The organism is Mesorhizobium subarcticum (assembly GCF_055456085.1).
This window is the reverse complement of the sequence record NZ_CM144237.1, coordinates 5,491,454-5,506,155: the sequence shown is the minus strand read 5'-3', so window position 1 is coordinate 5,506,155 and position 14,702 is coordinate 5,491,454. Positions and strand designations below refer to the sequence as shown.

The window sequence follows — 14,702 nt, the reverse complement described above, 5'->3', positions numbered from 1 at the left end:
CGCCTATATGCTGGAGAAGATTTTCTGCGATCTGGACTAAGTGCTCAACATCGGCTTTGCTATCAGGCCAGAGATACGGGCCTCCAAACAAGCATAACGCAGAAATATCATGAGATTTGGGGTTTTCATCCACCGCTCAGACTCGATCTATAACGACCGGCCAGCTGAGCAGTACCAGTTTCCCCGTCCGTATCTGCGCCGCGTTGAAGCCTGCGTCGGCGGCTGGATCATCTATTATGAGCCCAGCAAGATAAAGGATACGCGTGGCTACTATGCCGTCGCCAAAGTCCAGCAGATCATTCAAGATCCCGCAGCGTCTGATATGTACCTCGCTCTGATAGAGCCCGGGACCTATCTCGATTTCGCCAATCCTGTTCCATTCAACGGACCTGAGGGCTACGTTGAACAAGGCTTACTGAATGACCAACGACGGCTTTCCGGTCACGTTCAATCGGCCGTCCGATCAATCAATCCGGCGGATTTCAATCGTATTATCGATCTCGGGCTAGGCACCAACGAGTTGTTGCTACCGCGCGTTGATGAGGCCAGCACATCCGGTTTTCAGGACGAGCAGGCGCCATTCGAATTCGAGCAGAGCCGTGACCGCATAAGTTACATCGGATCGCGAATCGTGCGGGACCGCATTTTTCGTCGCATCGTCTTGCGCGCCTATGATGAGCGTTGTGCGATCACGGGACTGAAGTTGATAAATGGCGGTGGTCGAGCAGAAGTTACCGCCTCCCATATTCGACCGGTCGAAAAGAACGGACCCGATACCGTCAGCAATGGGATCGCGTTATCAGGTACGGCGCATTGGATGTTCGATCGTGGGTTGATCAGCCTCTCCGACGATCTGGAAATCCTGATATCGCGACAGGTCAACGACCTCGAAAGCGTGCAAGGGTTCGTAAACAAGACCCGCCGCGCGATTCCACCTCGCCGGCAGCTCGAACGCCCGCACCCTCATTTCTTGCAATGGCACCGCGAGCACTGTTTCAAGCAGTGATGCTTCGCTGACGCACCGAGCGCCGCCTCAGTCCTTCGCCCGCTCCACATAAGCGCCATCGGCCGTCATCACCACCACGCGGGTGCCCGGCGCGATGTGCGGCGGCACTGTGGTGCGCACGCCGTTGGAGAGCACGGCGGGCTTGTAGGAGGACGATGCCGTCTGGCCCTTGGTCGTCGGCTCGGTTTCAACCACTTCGAAGGTGGCGCGCTGCGGCAGCACCAGGGCGATGGCGATGCCGTTGAACTGCGAGACCTGCACCGGCATGCCTTCCTTCAGATAGGGCGCGGCGTCGCCGACAACGGCTTCCGACACCGCCACCTGGTCGTAGGTTTCCGGGTTCATGAAGTGGTAGCCTTCGCCATCGGCGTAAAGGAAGGTGTGCTCGCGCTCCTCGACATAGGCGCGCTCCACCTGCTCGGTGGTGCGATAGCGCTCGGAGACCTTCACCCCGTCGCCGATGCGGCGCATATCGAGCTGCGTCACCGGCGTGCCCTTGCCTGGATGGATGTTTTCGGCAAAGAGGATCACATAAAGCTTGCCGTCCTTGTCGACGACATTGCCTTTGCGGAGCGAACTGGCGATGACTTTCACCACGGTTTTAAATCCTGCGAGAGTTGACGGGCGTTTGCCGGCTTGTGCGGCGCTGGATGGGGGCCTAGCGCATCTTGGCGCGAACCGCCAGCCCCCCAAGCCTATCGGCAGGCCTACAATCCACTCATGACTACCGCTTCGCCATGGTGGACACCGCATGTCCATGCCGACCGCCGCGCGCGCCTGATGCTGCGCAACGGCCTCACCGCGGCCCTGCGCGACTGGTTCGCTCGTCACGATTTCATCGAGGTCGAAACTTCAGCTCTGCAGGTCTCGCCCGGCAATGAGGCGCATCTGGCGGCCTTCGTCACGGAAGTGGTCGGGCCGGATGGGGCGCGGTCGCAGCTTTATCTCCACACCTCGCCGGAATTCGCCTGCAAGAAGCTGCTTGCCGCCGGTGAAGTCAGGATTTTCAGCCTGGGTCCGGTCTACCGCAACCGCGAGCGCGGCCCCTTGCACCATCCCGAGTTCACCATGCTCGAATGGTACCGGGTGGGCGAGACCTATGAGAGCCTGATGCGCGATTGCGCCGATCTGCTGGCGCTGGCCGCGACGCGGGCAGGGGCCACGCGCTTTTCCTTCCGGGGCCGCGACTGCGATCCGTTCACTGAGCCGGAACAACTGACGGTAGCGGATGCTTTCATCCGCCATGCCGGCATCGATCTCCTGGCCACTGTCGCCGCCGATGGCGGCACCGACCGGGATGCTCTCCACGCCGCCTTGGTTCAAGCCGGCCTGCGCACGGCGCCCGACGACAGCTGGGCCGACCTGTTCAGCCGGGTGATGGTGGAAAAGATCGAACCCAATCTGGGCATCGGGCGCTCGACCATCCTGTGCGAATATCCGGTCGCAGAGGCGGCACTTGCCCGGCCGAGCCCCAAGGATGCCCGCGTCGCCGAGCGCTTCGAGCTGTATTGCTGCGGTGTCGAACTCGCCAACGGCTTTGGCGAACTGACCGATCCGGCCGAGCAGCGCCGGCGCTTCATCCTTGAGATGGACGAGAAACAGCGCATCTATGGCGAGCGCTACCCGCTGGACGAGGATTTTCTCGCCGCCCTGGCCATCATGCCGCAGGCCAGCGGCATCGCGCTTGGTTTCGACCGGCTGGTCATGCTGGCGACCGGCGCGCAAAAGATCGAGGATGTCATCTGGACGCCCGTCGCTGAGTCTTGAACTCCGGGCGCGTCACGTCGCGCCTGCCTCAATGCGCGAAAATTTGTTCCAGCGAGCTAAAGCCTTTGAATTCCAGGGCGTTGCCGGAGGGATCGCGGATGAACAGCGTCGCCTGTTCGCCGGGCTCGCCCTTGAAGCGCACCATCGGCCGTTCCAGCCAGTCTATGTCGTCGCGCGCTTCCAGCCGCGTCGCCAGGCGCTGCCAGTCGTCCATCAACAGCACGGCGCCGAAATGCGGGATCGGCACCAAAATGCCGTCGACCTTGCCGTCGCTGGCGGCTTTAGCTGCCTGCGGCCGTAGATGCGCCGACATCTGGTGGCCGAAAAGGTCGAAATCGACCCAGGTCGCCGACGAGCGGCCGATCGCGCAGCCCAGCACTTCGCCATAGAAAGTTCGGGTTTCATCGAGATCACGGACCGGGAAGGCGAGATGGAAGGGCGTCATCGAATGCTCCGTGCAGGCTGCGGACTGGTTATGCGTCACAGGGTTCGCGATAGGAACCATGTACCGATGCATTTTGATTGAAGCCTATGCCATTGCACAAGCCGGATCGGAACAATAGATGGGTGGGCAGCGGCCGAACGCTGGCCGCAACAGCAGGATTGCAGGCATGGCCGATACATCAGAAGCAGCAAAACTGACCGACCGCGTCGCAGCATTGGTCGAGGCCGCCAAAAAGGCCGGCGCCGATGCCGCCGACGCTGTGGCCGTGCGCGGCCGCTCCACCGGCGTGTCGGTGCGGCTCGGCAAGGTCGAGGCCACCGAATCGTCGGAGGCCGAGGATGTTTCGCTGCGCGTCTTCGTCGGCCAGAGGGTGGCGAGCGTCTCGGCCACCGCCGCATCCGACCCCACAGCACTCGCCGAGCGCGCCGTGGCGATGGCCAAAGTGTCGCCGCAAGATCCGTATCAGGGCCTGGCCGATCCAGCCCTGCTGGCGAAACAAACGCGTGATCTCGACCTGTTCGATGCCACCGAAGTCTCCGCCGACCAGTTGAAGGAAGCAGCCCTTGCGGCGGAAGCGGCGGCGCTTGCCGTCAAGGGCGTGACCAATTCGGCTGGCAGCGGCGCCAGCGCCGGGCTGGGCGGGCTGGTGCTGGCCACCTCGCACGGTTTTCTCGGCCACTATGTCGCCTCGCGCTTTTCGCGCTCCGCCAGCGTCATTGCCGGCGAGGGCACCGGCATGGAGCGCGACTATGAATACTCCTCGCACCAACATTTTGCCGATCTCGATGCAGCAGAGGATATCGGCCGCAAGGCCGGCGAACGCGCCGTACGCCGCATCGGCGCGCGCAAGGCGGCAACTGGGCCGGTCGACGTGGTGTTCGATCCGCGTGTCGCGCGCGGCATCGCAGGTCATCTCGCCGGTGCCATCAACGGCGCGTCCGTCGCGCGCAAGACCTCGTTCCTGCGCGACATGATGGGCAAGCAGGTGGCCGCATCCGCGATCACGGTCACCGACGAGCCGCTCCGGCCGCGCGGCCAGGCCTCGCGCCCGTTCGATGGCGAAGGCATTGAAGGCGAAAAGCTTCTCATGGTCGAAAAGGGCGTGCTCAACCACTGGTTCCTGTCGACCTCGGCGGCGCGGGAACTGGGATTGATCACCAACGGGCGCGGCGCGCGCGGCGGCTCTTCCGTCTCGCCGTCTTCCACCAATCTTGCCATCGAGCCGGGCGAACGCTCGCCGCAGGACATGATCAAATCGCTCAAGACCGGCTTCTATGTCACCGAAGTGTTCGGCCAGGGTGTCGACATGATCACTGGCGAATACAGCCGCGGCGCTTCCGGCTTCTGGATCGAGAATGGCGAACTGGCCTATCCGGTCGCCGAAGTCACCATCGCTTCGAACTTGAAGACAATGTTCCTTACCATGGTGCCGGCTGATGACCTCGACCGCAATTTCGGCACGGCCTCACCCACGCTCCTGATCGAAGGCATGACCCTTGCCGGAGCATGATCTGACTACTTCTGGCGTTATTGGGGATCTGCCGCTGCTGCGCGATGCCGCCCGCGAGGCGGGTCTCATCGCCATGCGCTACTTCGGCAACAGCCCGCAGGTCTGGATGAAGGGCGGCACCTCGCCGGTCAGCGAAGCCGATCATGCGGCGGATGCCTACCTGCGCCGCACGCTGCTGGCGGCACGGCCAGATTATGGCTGGCTGTCGGAAGAGACTGTCGACGACCCGGCCCGGCTTTCGGCGCGCCGCACCTTCGTCGTCGACCCGATCGACGGCACGCGCGGCTTCCTTGAGGGACAGCGCACCTGGTGCGTCAGCGTGGCCGTCGTCGAGCACGGCCGCACGCTCGCCGGCGTGCTCGAATGCCCGGCGATGGACGAAACCTACTGGGCGTTGCCAGGCCAGGGCGCATTCCGCAACGGCAAGCGCATCGCGGTGCGCTCGCTTGGCGACAAGGCCGAGATTTCCGGGTTGAAGCAGTTGATCGACCTGATGCCGGCCGGCTGGCGGGAGCGGCTGACGCGCGCGCCCTACAGCCCCTCGTTGGCCTACCGCCTGGCGATGATCGCCAATGGCACGCTCGACGCCACCTTCGTCAAGCCGAACGCCCATGACTGGGATGTCGCCGCCGCCGATCTGATCCTGCGCGAGGCCGGCGGCCAGTTGCTCGACCCGCATGGCCGCGCGCCGCACTATGCCGGCGAGGTCACCCGCCACGGCGCGCTAGCCGCCGGCAGCGGTGAATTGCTGGCGGTGCTCGTCGATGTCATCGCCGGGCTGGATGCGTGAAAGCATTTTCGAAGGTTCCAAAGTCGGTGGCTTTGGTCTAGACCTGTCACAAACTCACAATATGTGAAGGACCGACATGACCGCGGAAGACGGGAAGAAACAGCTTTTGCATCTGGTGTTCGGCGGCGAACTGAAGAAACTTGGCGGTTCCGAGTTCCGAGACCTCGACGCGCTCGACATTGTCGGCGTTTATCCGGACTATCAAACCGCGCACACGGCGTGGAAAGCCAAGGCGCAAGCCAGCGTGGACAATGCCCATATGCGTTACTTCGTCGTTCATCTGCACCGTCTGCTGGATCCCGACAGCAAGGCCGCCGGTTGACTTCGATGGAGCATGACCTGGCGAAAGAGCCAGCCAGCGATGCCGCGCCGACGGGCAGGGGCGGCAGCCGCACAACCAAGGCATTCTGGCGCAAGGTCCGCGAACCGCTCGCCCAGTCGCGATTCGTCAAGAACGCCGTTGCCAGCCTGCTTGCGCAATTCGTGCGATTGGTTCGCCTGACCAGCCCCCTGGTTGCCGGATCGGCACGCTTTTCGGGTGGGGCGTATGCGGAGTTCGAGCCCGGCATAATCGCGCTTTGGCATGGCCAGCATCTGTTGACGCCGGCCTATTACCCCAAGCGCAAACCGCTGGTCGCCATGGTGTCGCGCAGCGCCGATGCCGAGCTCAACGCGCTGATGCTGGAAAAATTCGGCATCGAGGCGGTGCGCGGGTCCGGCGGGCGTGACAATGCCAGGCATCTCGACAAGGGTGGGGCCAAGGCGCTCATCGCCCTGAAAAAGTCGCTCAGTGCAGGCAAGAACGTCGCCATGATCGCAGACATTCCGCACGGCACGCCGCGCGACGCGGGGCTCGGTATCGTTCTCCTGGCGCGCCTCTCGGGCAGGCCGCTATTGCCTGTCGCCATCGCCACCAGCCGCCGCAAGGTACTGGAAAAGAGCTGGGACAAAACCACCATCAACCTGCCGTTCGGCCGTTCCGCCGTGACCATCGGCACGCCGATCTTCGTGGCGGCGGACGCCGATGAAGCCGAAATGGAGCGCAAGCGCCAGGAAATCACCACCGCTCTTAATGCCGCGACGACCGAGGCCTACCGCCTCGTGGATGGTCGGCGATGAGCGGTCTCTGGGCGCGTGCCATGCTGTCGGCATACCGTTTCGCGGGTGCCGCCGCCTATCCGCTGGTCGGGCCCTATGTCGCCTGGCGCACCTCGCGCGGCAAGGAGGACCGCAACCGCCGCCGCGAGCGCTACGGCGTCGCCGGCCGCCCGCGTCCCGAAGGACCGGTGATCTGGATCCATGCCGCGAGCGTCGGCGAGACCATAGCCGTCGTGCCGCTGGTCGAGAGCATTCTCGACTATGGCGTCAACATCGTGCTGACGACCGGCACCGTGACATCGGCCCAGGTTGCCGACGAGCGGCTCGGCGACCGCATCATCCACCAATATGTGCCGCTCGATCTGAAACCGGCGGTCAGCCGGTTCCTCGATCACTGGCGGCCGGACCTGGCGATCATCGCCGAATCCGAGATCTGGCCGATGACCATCCTAGAGCTTGGCGCGCGCCATGTGCCGCAGGTGCTGGTCAATGGCAGGCTTTCCGACCGCTCGTTCAGCTCGTGGAAAAAGCGGGCCAACATCGCCGAGGCGCTGTTCGAGAACCTCGCTCATGTCGTTGCCCAGTCCGATGTCGATGGTGAGCGTTTTCGCGCGCTCGGCGCCCGGCCGGTCACGGTGTCGGGCAACCTCAAGGTCGACACCAATCCGCCGCCGGTCGACGAAAGAGCATTGGCAACGCTGCGGCGGCAGATTGGCGACCGCCCGACCTGGGCGGCGATCTCGACCCATGATGGCGAGGAAGTGGTCGCGGCGGAAGTCCACGCGACGCTGCACAAGCGTCACCACGGCCTGCTGACGATCGTTGTTCCGCGCCATCCCGATCGCGCCGAGGTGCTTGCCGCGCAGATTTCCGGCATGGGCCTGAAGGTCGCGCGGCGCAGCAAAGGTGACAGGATCACCGCCGACACGGACATCCTGCTCGGCGATACGATCGGCGAGATGGGGCTTTATCTCCGGCTGACCGAAATCGCCTTCGTCGGCCGCTCGCTGACCTCGGAGGGCGGTCAGAATCCACTCGAGCCGGCCATGCTCGACACCGCGGTTCTGGCCGGGCGCAATGTGCAGAATTTCCGCGAAGCCTATCAGCGCCTGATCGACAGCGGCGGTGCCAAGCTGGTGCGCGATCGCGATATGTTGGCCGGGGCCGTCAACTTCCTGCTGAGCAACGAAGTGGCGCGCCACGAGATGATGGCGGCGGGGATCGCGACTGTAGATGAGATGCGCGGCGCCTTGGCGCGCACGCTGAAATCGCTTGAACCCTATATCCAGCCGCTGGTCGTCAAGTCGCGCCTGAAGGGCGCCAACGGGCGCTAACGTGGCCTCCGAAGCACCACCATTCTGGTGGGAAGAGCCGGACTGGAAAGTCCTGGCGCTGTCGCCGCTGTCGGCCGTCTACGCGATCGTTGCCGGCCGCGGCATGCGGCGGGCCAGGCGCGAAAAGATCGAGGCGCCGGTCCTTTGCGTCGGCAACTTTACGGTCGGCGGCACCGGCAAGACGCCGGTCGCCATCGCGCTCGCGCAACAGGCCAAGCGCATGCAGCTGAAACCCGGCTTTCTGTCACGCGGCCATGGCGGCTCCTTCGCCGAGCCGCATGTCGTTGATTCTCACCACGACAGTGCCAAACATGTCGGCGACGAGCCGTTGCTGCTGGCCGAACACGCCCCGGTCGCGGTGACGCCGAACCGCGCTGCCGGCGCCCGGTTGCTGCTGGAGAAACACGGCTGCGATTTCCTGATCATGGATGATGGCTTTCAGAGCGCGCGCATCCATATCGATTACGCGCTGGTCGTAGTCGATGCCCGCTACGGGATCGGCAATGGCCGCGTCATTCCAGGCGGCCCGCTCAGGGCCAAAATCGTCGACCAGCTGGTCTTCACCAGCGGGCTGCTGAAAATGGGCGAGGGCACCGCCGCCGACGCGGTGGTGCGCCAGGCAGCGCGTGCCGGCCGGCCGATCTTCGAGGCCCACACAGAGCCAAGCAGCAAGGCCGGGCTTGCCGGAAAGCGGTTCCTGGCCTTCGCTGGCATCGGCCATCCCGACAAATTCTTCGACACAGTGCGCGCGGCCGGCGGCGAGGTGGTTTTCTCAAAGCCCTTTCCGGACCATCATTTCTACGCCGAGGACGAGCTGGCCGAACTGTCAACGACGGCGCGCACCGAAGGCCTCGGCCTCATCACCACGGCCAAGGACGCCGCCCGGCTGCGCCATGGCGCCTCACCGGATTTTCTGGACCGGCTCGAGGTGTTGGAAATCGATACGGTTTTCGAGCTCGACCACGTGCCCGAGCGGATCATTGACGAGACATTGGATGCCTGGCGGCAGCGCAAGCTGAAGGGTTAGCTGCGCTTGCGCAGTTCTGGATGCACTTCGATTTCCCGGCGCAATGAGGCGGTCGCGTTGGCATAAGGCTCCTGCCTGGCGACGCTCCAGTATTTCAGCTCATCCAATGGGATGCTTTCACCGGTCACGGCGCAGCGTACGAACGAGCCGGGGCTGGTGACCTGGAAATCGCCATCGAGGTAGCGGATGCGGGCTTCCTTGCCGCCCGGGCCTTCGAAACGGTTCATCATGCGGTGGTGCCGAGGTTCATGCGGATTTCATCGCCACAAATCGCCGCCAAGGTCAAGCTCGCGACAAGCCTCGGACAATGCTGAGGCGCTACGACAGGTGCGAAAAGCGCTTTTGTTGGGGGCATCATGGATATTTCTTCCGCCCGCCTGGCTTCCTTGCTCAAGGAGGCGATGACGCCGCAACTCGTGCCGTCGGCGAAAGCCGATCCGGTCAAGACAGCGTTGATCAGGGAACTGGTCCAGCCCCCGGCGCCCTCTTTGTTCGCGCAACGGACGGCGCCGGCGCTGTTGGCGATGCCCGCGACACCTGTAGCCGTCAAATCGCAGCAGATTGCTTCGTCAGGCATCGTCGACGCCTATCAGGCTCAGCTCGACGCGAGAGACGAGGCTGTACTGGCCGAGGTCGTGGCGAGAAAGGCAGAGCCGCAAGCCGAAACGCAGCGAGGCTTCGTGCCGCCTGCGGCAACGGCCAATGACAACGCCCCCGCCAGGAGTGCGGGCGTCTCGTTGCTGTCGTTTATTCCGCCGCCGGCTCCGGTTCCGCGCGGCGCCGCTGCTCTCGATGTGCCGGCGGGACAGCGAAGAGCTGCCAATCAATCCCACGGTGCGGCACCGAACCCCGAGCGCCTGCTGGTGAAAATCGGTTTTGTCTCGATCATGACCGGTTTGCTGGCAACCATGATTTTCGGGTTCGTTCTGCTGCTGTTTCGCTGAAGTGCGGAACCCTAACGCTCCGCCTCTATGAAAGCCTCGATCTTGTCGGTAGCCAATTCGGCCTGCTCCGCGATGCGACGGGCAAGGTCCGCCGCCGCAGTGCGCGGCCGCCCCATCGGCCGGTCCAGCCAATAGGACACCGGATTGAGCGCGGTGCGCTGATCGACGGTGGTGATTCGGCCCGACTGCAGCTGATGCCCGGTCAGCGGAGGACGCGCCAGCGCGATGCCGAGCCCATAGGCGGCGGCGTCCAGCACCAGATTATAGTCTTCGAAGCGGCGGTCCTGCGGGCGCGGGCGGTAATCCATGCCTTGCGCCGCAAACCAGGCGCGCCAGCCGGAAGCGTCGGAATCGTTGATCAGCGGAAATTTGAGCAACCGGGCAGGGTCGCCGCGCCCGATCTCGCGTGCCAGTTCCGGCGAGGCGACAGGGAAGACATGCTCCTCGAAAAGCTTCACCGAGACGCGGCCCGGAATGCTGCCACGACCGCAGCGGATCGACAGGTCGATGCCTTCATCGGCAAGGTCGGCCTGGCGGATATCGACATCGAGCACGATGCGCAGCTTGGTGGGGTTGTTCTCCAGTGCCGCCATGCGCGGCATCAGCCACAGCCCGCTGACCGAGGGGATCGAGGTCAGCCGCACCACTGCGGTGCCGCGCGGCTCGACCCAGCGGTCGGAATGGCTCGATATCAGCGCGAAGGCCTCAGATGTGCGCAGATGCAGCCGGTTGCCCTCGATCGTCAGCGTCACGCCGCGCGCGCCGCGATCGAACACCTTGAGCCCGAGCCAGTCCTCGAGCTTGGCGATCTGCCGGCTGATCGCGCCATGGGTGATGTTGAGCTTTTCAGCCGCCGCCGAAAAGCTGCCTGTGCGTGCCGCCGCGTCGAAGGCGCGCAGGGTTTCGAGCGGCACCATCGTCTCTGAGCTGTGATCCATAGTCACAGGTGATCCTCGATTTGGTCGTTTGTCAACAAGCGGGAAAAGGCGCTTTGTGGCTTTCAGGATGAAAGAACATGAGGGCAGTGAGATGAGTGCGATGACGGGCACGTTGAATCAGACACAGCGCATGGACACCACGGCAGCTGTTGCGGTCGCGCTGACGGTGGTCGGCTGGGCGTCCGCCTTTCCGGCGATCCGCGCCGGCCTTGCTGCCTTCGGGCCGCTGGAACTGGGAGCCCTGCGCTTTGGCATCGCCGCGGTGCCGGCGGCGATTTTCCTTGCGGTCAAGCGGCCTGCGCTGCCGAGAACTCGACGAAGTGTGGCGCCTCGTCTTTGGCGGGGCTATCTTCGTCGCGCTTTACACCGTCATGCTCAATTTCGGCGAACTGACGGTGTCGGCCGGGGCCGCCGGTTTCATCATTAATGTGAGCCCGATCTTTACCGCCATCATGGCAATGGCATTGCTCGGCGAGCGCTTCTCAAGCTGGGCCTGGGCCGGCACGGTCATTTCTTTCGCTGGCATCGGCATCATCGCCGTGGCCGACGGCCATGGCCTGCACTTCAATGCCGGCGCGCTATTGGTTCTTGGCTCAGCGCTCTGCTCGGCCGTCAACACGATCGTCCAGAAGCCGCTCTTTTCCCGCCATCATCCACTGACGATCTCGGCCTCGAACATGATCCTTGGCGCACTTTGTCTGTCCCCCTTTCTGCCAAGCGGCTTTGCACAGGCTGCGGTAGCCAACACAGCCGGCCTCGGCGCCGTCATTTTTCTCGGTATCGTCCCCAGCCTCATCGCTTACGCTGCTTGGGCAACCGCGCTGTCGCGCCTGCCGGCGGCGCGTGCTTCGAACTTCCTCTATCTGGTCTCGCCGATGTCCGCTTTGATCGGCTTCTTCTGGCTGGGCGAAGTGCCGACGCTGCTCGGCATCCTCGGCGGCGCGCTGGCGCTGGGCGGCGTCATCGTGGTGAATTTGAAGAGGTAGAACAGAAGGTTGGACGTCTTTCCCGAATCGAAGCGAGAGCCGCGCCGGCGTTTCACGGCGCGTGCTTAGCTGGGCAACCGACCGTCGCTGCGTGCAGACATGACCCCACCGGCTGGCTATGGTGAGTTGAATTCACCGGGGGGGCGGGATGGTCAGGCAATTCGTATCAGTCGTTTTCTGCTTGTTGCTGTTAAGCGGCAAAGCCACGGCGGGTTGGTATCACGTGGAAAACTACGAAGGTTCGATCGGTCCCAACCCCGTCCATCTCTCCTTGCAAACCTACACGTTCGGCAGCGGCCTCACGCTCGAGGGCAGCTACTTCCTTGACGACAAGCAAAGTCCGATCCCGCTCTACGGCAAAGTCAGCGGCACCAGCCTCGCGCTTTGCGAGATTGCCAACGACGAGGAGTTTGAGCGCATCATCGTCATGGGCAAGAAAACGGGCCTCGATACCACCGGATGCCCGTTTTCTCTCGAGCTTGGTGACGGGAGCCTGACGAGGAGCTGGAGCAAGGGCGCGGACAAATTCCCCGTCAGTCTCAGGAAGGTTGCTGGCCTGGACGATACCGGGGAGGGGAAGGTCGAAGGAAACGTCGAGATTCCCTTCTGGGCGCAGACGGCCACCGAACGGTTTGCCGGAATCTACGCGAAAACCGACAACGGGATCTGCATGACGGAAATGCAGATCATCAACAAGAAGCGGGGGAAGGCCGTACAGACCATCAAATTTGGCGGCGACCTCTGCAATGCGGGCATGCTGAGGACGTCCATCCACGAGAATGTGCAGAAGAGTGTTGAGCGAGGCAAGGACATCATATCCGTGAATTTCTACGATGGCCGCGCCGGATATGAGGAGGAGTATGTCTTTGACCGCAAGATCAAGAAGTATCGTCTGAAGAAATGAAGCGGGACGCGGATAGTCTCACCGACGCCCGAACAGCCGCTCGATATCCGCCAGCTTGAGCTCGATATAGGTCGGCCGGCCATGGTTGCAGGTGCCGGACCCCGGCGTCGCCTCCATCTGGCGCAGCAGCGCGTTCATCTCCTCGGCCTTAAGCAGGCGGCCGGAACGGACCGAACCATGGCAGGCCATGGTGGCAGCGATCTTGTCCAACCGCTCTTTCAGCGTTTCGACCGTGTCATTGTCGGCGATTTCGTCGGCGAGGTCGCGCACCAATTGCTGCACGTTGGTCTCGCCCAGCATAGACGGCGTCTCGCGCACCGCGACGGCGCCCGGGCCAAAACGCTCGATGCCGAGGCCGAAGCGGGCCAGTGTCTCGGAATGCATGGCGAGCCGCTCGGCGTCCTCTTCCGGCAGATCGATGATTTCAGGCAGAAGCAGCATCTGGGAGGGCACTGGTCGCGAATGCAGCGCGTTCTTCAGCGCTTCATAAACCAGCCGCTCATGTGCGGCGTGCTGGTCGACGATAACAAGCGAGTCGCTTGTCTGCGCCACAATATAGTTCTCGTGTACCTGGGCGCGTGCTGCTCCCAGCACCGTGCCGAGCAGCGTCTCTGCCGCCTCGCTCAGCCCGGCACGCGCATCGGCGCTGGTAAGCGAGCCGGCATCGAACGCCGCCTGGTCAGGCTCACCAAACCCGCCGTTTCTTGTGGTGGCGCGCTCGAAGCCCGAGCCTTCGAATTGCATGTCGAGCGGCCGCTGCGGCGAGCGCGAGGGGTCGAAGCCGGCGGAACCGGACGCACGGTAGGCCGCGTCGTAGCTGCGATGGCCGTTGGCCGGGCCGCCGTGACCATAGGATGCCGCACCTGGCCTGAACGCCGCCATGATGCCGGCGGCGCCCGTCGTGGCCGAACGGATGCCGGCATCGGCCAGTGCCTGGCGGATGGCGCCGACGATCAGCCCGCGCACCAGGCCCGGATCACGGAAGCGCACATCGGCCTTGGCCGGGTGGACATTGACGTCGACGATGGCCGGATCGAGCGAAAGAAACAGCACTGTCACCGCGTGGCGGTCGCGTGGCAGCACGTCGGCGAAGGCGCCGCGAATGGCGCCGGCGATCAGCTTGTCGCGCACCGGCCTGCCATTGACATAGGCATATTGCTGCAGCGCATTGGCGCGGGTGAAGGACGGGATCGAGACATGGCCGGTCAGATGCACGCCTTCGCGCATCGCGTCGATGGGAATCGAATTGTCGGGAAATTCGGCCCCCATTACCTGGGCGACGCGGCGCAGGCTGCCTTCCGGACTGTCGTCGGTCGCCGGCAATTCCAGTGTCGAACGATCCGTGCCGGCCAGCGTGAACCGCACGGAAGGGAAGGCAATGGCGATGCGCTTGACGACATCGCTGGTCGCCGAGCTTTCAGCCCGCTCGCCCTTCATGAATTTCAGCCTTGCCGGCGTGGCGAAGAACAGGTCGCGCACCTCCACGGTCGTGCCGCGATTGGCCGCCGCCGGCCTGACGGGCAGGACGCGGCCGCCCTCGATGCCGATCTCGGCGGCACTGTCGCCGCTCGCCGTGCGCGAGCGGATCGACAGCCGCGACACCGAACCGATCGACGGCAGCGCTTCGCCGCGAAAACCCAGCGAGCGGATGTCGTTGATATCCTCGACGAGCTTGGAGGTGCAGTGACGCGCGATCGCCAGCGAAAGCTCCTGTTCGGGGATGCCGGAGCCGTCATCGGTGACGCGGATCAGGTTCAGCCCACCGCCTGACGTGACGACCTCGACGCGTGATGCGCCGGCATCCAGCGCGTTCTCGACCAGTTCCTTGACCACGCTTGCCGGACGCTCGATGACTTCGCCGGCGGCGATCTGGTTGATCATCGTTTCGGAAAGCTGGCGAATGGGCATGGGCGCACTATAGGCGGATTCGGGTCGCGCGGGAGGGGAGAATTC

At 63.8% G+C, this 14,702-nt stretch carries 15 protein-coding genes and 1 pseudogene; 11 read left to right on the top strand and 5 right to left on the bottom strand.

Annotated elements, in window-relative coordinates:
* Positions 1–109 precede the first annotated feature (109 nt).
* A complete protein-coding gene (locus ACZYHG_RS27050) occupies positions 110–1,006 on the top strand; it encodes an HNH endonuclease (RefSeq protein ID WP_464611163.1) in 897 nt (298 codons plus the stop codon).
* 27 nt (positions 1,007–1,033) lie between these two features.
* Here the strand turns inward: ACZYHG_RS27050 and efp are convergent, their stop codons facing one another.
* The gene (gene efp, locus ACZYHG_RS27045) at positions 1,034–1,603 is read right to left on the bottom strand and encodes an elongation factor P (RefSeq protein ID WP_023782984.1); all 570 of its coding nucleotides are present in this window, start codon (positions 1,601–1,603) and stop codon (positions 1,034–1,036) included.
* A gap of 123 nt (positions 1,604–1,726) precedes the next feature.
* Here efp and epmA point away from each other — a divergent pair, with 123 nt between their 5' ends.
* Complete coding sequence (gene epmA / locus ACZYHG_RS27040) at positions 1,727–2,773, top strand: EF-P lysine aminoacylase EpmA (RefSeq protein WP_464611162.1); 1,047 nt, start codon at positions 1,727–1,729, stop codon at positions 2,771–2,773.
* Between the two features lie 28 nt (positions 2,774–2,801).
* On the opposite strand, the gene ACZYHG_RS27035 is transcribed toward epmA, so the two are convergent.
* Positions 2,802–3,218 (bottom strand): VOC family protein, encoded by a 417-nt coding sequence (locus ACZYHG_RS27035; protein ID WP_464611161.1) that lies wholly within the window; start codon positions 3,216–3,218, stop codon positions 2,802–2,804.
* Positions 3,219–3,384: 166 nt separating this feature from the next.
* On the opposite strand from ACZYHG_RS27035, the gene ACZYHG_RS27030 reads away from it, so the two are divergent.
* From ACZYHG_RS27030 to lpxK, 6 genes are all read left to right on the top strand, one after another.
* On the top strand, positions 3,385–4,728 hold the full coding sequence (locus ACZYHG_RS27030) for a TldD/PmbA family protein (protein WP_027057471.1): 1,344 nt from the start codon (positions 3,385–3,387) through the stop codon (positions 4,726–4,728).
* Complete coding sequence (locus ACZYHG_RS27025; protein WP_464611160.1) at positions 4,715–5,518, top strand: 3'(2'),5'-bisphosphate nucleotidase CysQ; 804 nt, start codon at positions 4,715–4,717, stop codon at positions 5,516–5,518. Before ACZYHG_RS27030 ends, ACZYHG_RS27025 begins: the two co-directional genes overlap by 14 nt.
* A gap of 76 nt (positions 5,519–5,594) precedes the next feature.
* Complete coding sequence (locus ACZYHG_RS27020; protein ID WP_464611159.1) at positions 5,595–5,840, top strand: DUF4170 domain-containing protein; 246 nt, start codon at positions 5,595–5,597, stop codon at positions 5,838–5,840.
* 5 nt (positions 5,841–5,845) lie between these two features.
* A complete protein-coding gene (locus ACZYHG_RS27015) occupies positions 5,846–6,637 on the top strand; it encodes a lysophospholipid acyltransferase family protein (RefSeq protein ID WP_464611158.1) in 792 nt (263 codons plus the stop codon).
* Positions 6,634–7,950, top strand: coding sequence for a lipid IV(A) 3-deoxy-D-manno-octulosonic acid transferase (waaA, locus tag ACZYHG_RS27010; protein ID WP_464611157.1), 1,317 nt, complete (start codon positions 6,634–6,636; stop codon positions 7,948–7,950). The genes ACZYHG_RS27015 and waaA overlap by 4 nt, the downstream gene beginning before the upstream one ends.
* A 1-nt stretch (position 7,951) precedes the next feature.
* Complete coding sequence (gene lpxK, locus ACZYHG_RS27005; RefSeq protein ID WP_464611156.1) at positions 7,952–8,977, top strand: tetraacyldisaccharide 4'-kinase; 1,026 nt, start codon at positions 7,952–7,954, stop codon at positions 8,975–8,977.
* Here the strand turns inward: lpxK and ACZYHG_RS27000 are convergent.
* Positions 8,974–9,207 carry a DUF2093 domain-containing protein gene (locus tag ACZYHG_RS27000; protein WP_464611155.1) on the bottom strand — a complete coding sequence of 78 codons (234 nt, stop codon included), beginning with the start codon at positions 9,205–9,207 and terminating at the stop codon, positions 8,974–8,976. The two genes, lpxK and ACZYHG_RS27000, sit on opposite strands and share 4 nt — an antisense overlap.
* Before the next feature lie 156 nt (positions 9,208–9,363).
* Here ACZYHG_RS27000 and ACZYHG_RS26995 point away from each other — a divergent pair, with 156 nt between their 5' ends.
* Positions 9,364–9,921, top strand: a complete 558-nt coding sequence (locus ACZYHG_RS26995) for a hypothetical protein (RefSeq protein WP_464611154.1) — start codon at positions 9,364–9,366, stop codon at positions 9,919–9,921.
* 11 nt (positions 9,922–9,932) lie between these two features.
* Here the strand turns inward: ACZYHG_RS26995 and ACZYHG_RS26990 are convergent, their stop codons facing one another.
* Positions 9,933–10,859, bottom strand: coding sequence for a LysR substrate-binding domain-containing protein (locus tag ACZYHG_RS26990; RefSeq protein ID WP_464611153.1), 927 nt, complete (start codon positions 10,857–10,859; stop codon positions 9,933–9,935).
* A gap of 91 nt (positions 10,860–10,950) precedes the next feature.
* On the opposite strand from ACZYHG_RS26990, the pseudogene ACZYHG_RS26985 reads away from it, so the two are divergent.
* Positions 10,951–11,845, top strand: a pseudogene (locus tag ACZYHG_RS26985) (DMT family transporter).
* Between the two features lie 148 nt (positions 11,846–11,993).
* Entirely contained in the window at positions 11,994–12,749 is a 756-nt protein-coding gene (locus ACZYHG_RS26980; protein WP_464611152.1) for a hypothetical protein, read from the top strand.
* Positions 12,750–12,767: 18 nt separating this feature from the next.
* Here ACZYHG_RS26980 and mutL read toward each other — a convergent pair whose 3' ends face one another.
* Entirely contained in the window at positions 12,768–14,657 is a 1,890-nt protein-coding gene (mutL, locus tag ACZYHG_RS26975; RefSeq protein ID WP_464611151.1) for a DNA mismatch repair endonuclease MutL, read from the bottom strand.
* Positions 14,658–14,702 lie beyond the last annotated feature (45 nt).

What these genes read in the sequence shown, in the direction of transcription:
- ACZYHG_RS27050 (WP_464611163.1), top strand. Translation starts at nt 110, where the DNA reads ATGAGATTTGGGGTTTTCATCCACCGCTCAGACTCGATCTATAACGAC.
- epmA (WP_464611162.1), top strand. Translation starts at nt 1,727, where the DNA reads ATGACTACCGCTTCGCCATGGTGGACACCGCATGTCCATGCCGACCGC.
- ACZYHG_RS27035 (WP_464611161.1), bottom strand. Translation starts at nt 3,218, where the DNA reads ATGACGCCCTTCCATCTCGCCTTCCCGGTCCGTGATCTCGATGAAACC.
- ACZYHG_RS27030 (WP_027057471.1), top strand. Translation starts at nt 3,385, where the DNA reads ATGGCCGATACATCAGAAGCAGCAAAACTGACCGACCGCGTCGCAGCA.
- ACZYHG_RS27020 (WP_464611159.1), top strand. Translation starts at nt 5,595, where the DNA reads ATGACCGCGGAAGACGGGAAGAAACAGCTTTTGCATCTGGTGTTCGGC.
- ACZYHG_RS27015 (WP_464611158.1), top strand. Translation starts at nt 5,846, where the DNA reads ATGGAGCATGACCTGGCGAAAGAGCCAGCCAGCGATGCCGCGCCGACG.
- waaA (WP_464611157.1), top strand. Translation starts at nt 6,634, where the DNA reads ATGAGCGGTCTCTGGGCGCGTGCCATGCTGTCGGCATACCGTTTCGCG.
- ACZYHG_RS27000 (WP_464611155.1), bottom strand. Translation starts at nt 9,207, where the DNA reads ATGATGAACCGTTTCGAAGGCCCGGGCGGCAAGGAAGCCCGCATCCGC.
- ACZYHG_RS26990 (WP_464611153.1), bottom strand. Translation starts at nt 10,859, where the DNA reads ATGGATCACAGCTCAGAGACGATGGTGCCGCTCGAAACCCTGCGCGCC.
- ACZYHG_RS26980 (WP_464611152.1), top strand. Translation starts at nt 11,994, where the DNA reads ATGGTCAGGCAATTCGTATCAGTCGTTTTCTGCTTGTTGCTGTTAAGC.
- mutL (WP_464611151.1), bottom strand. Translation starts at nt 14,657, where the DNA reads ATGCCCATTCGCCAGCTTTCCGAAACGATGATCAACCAGATCGCCGCC.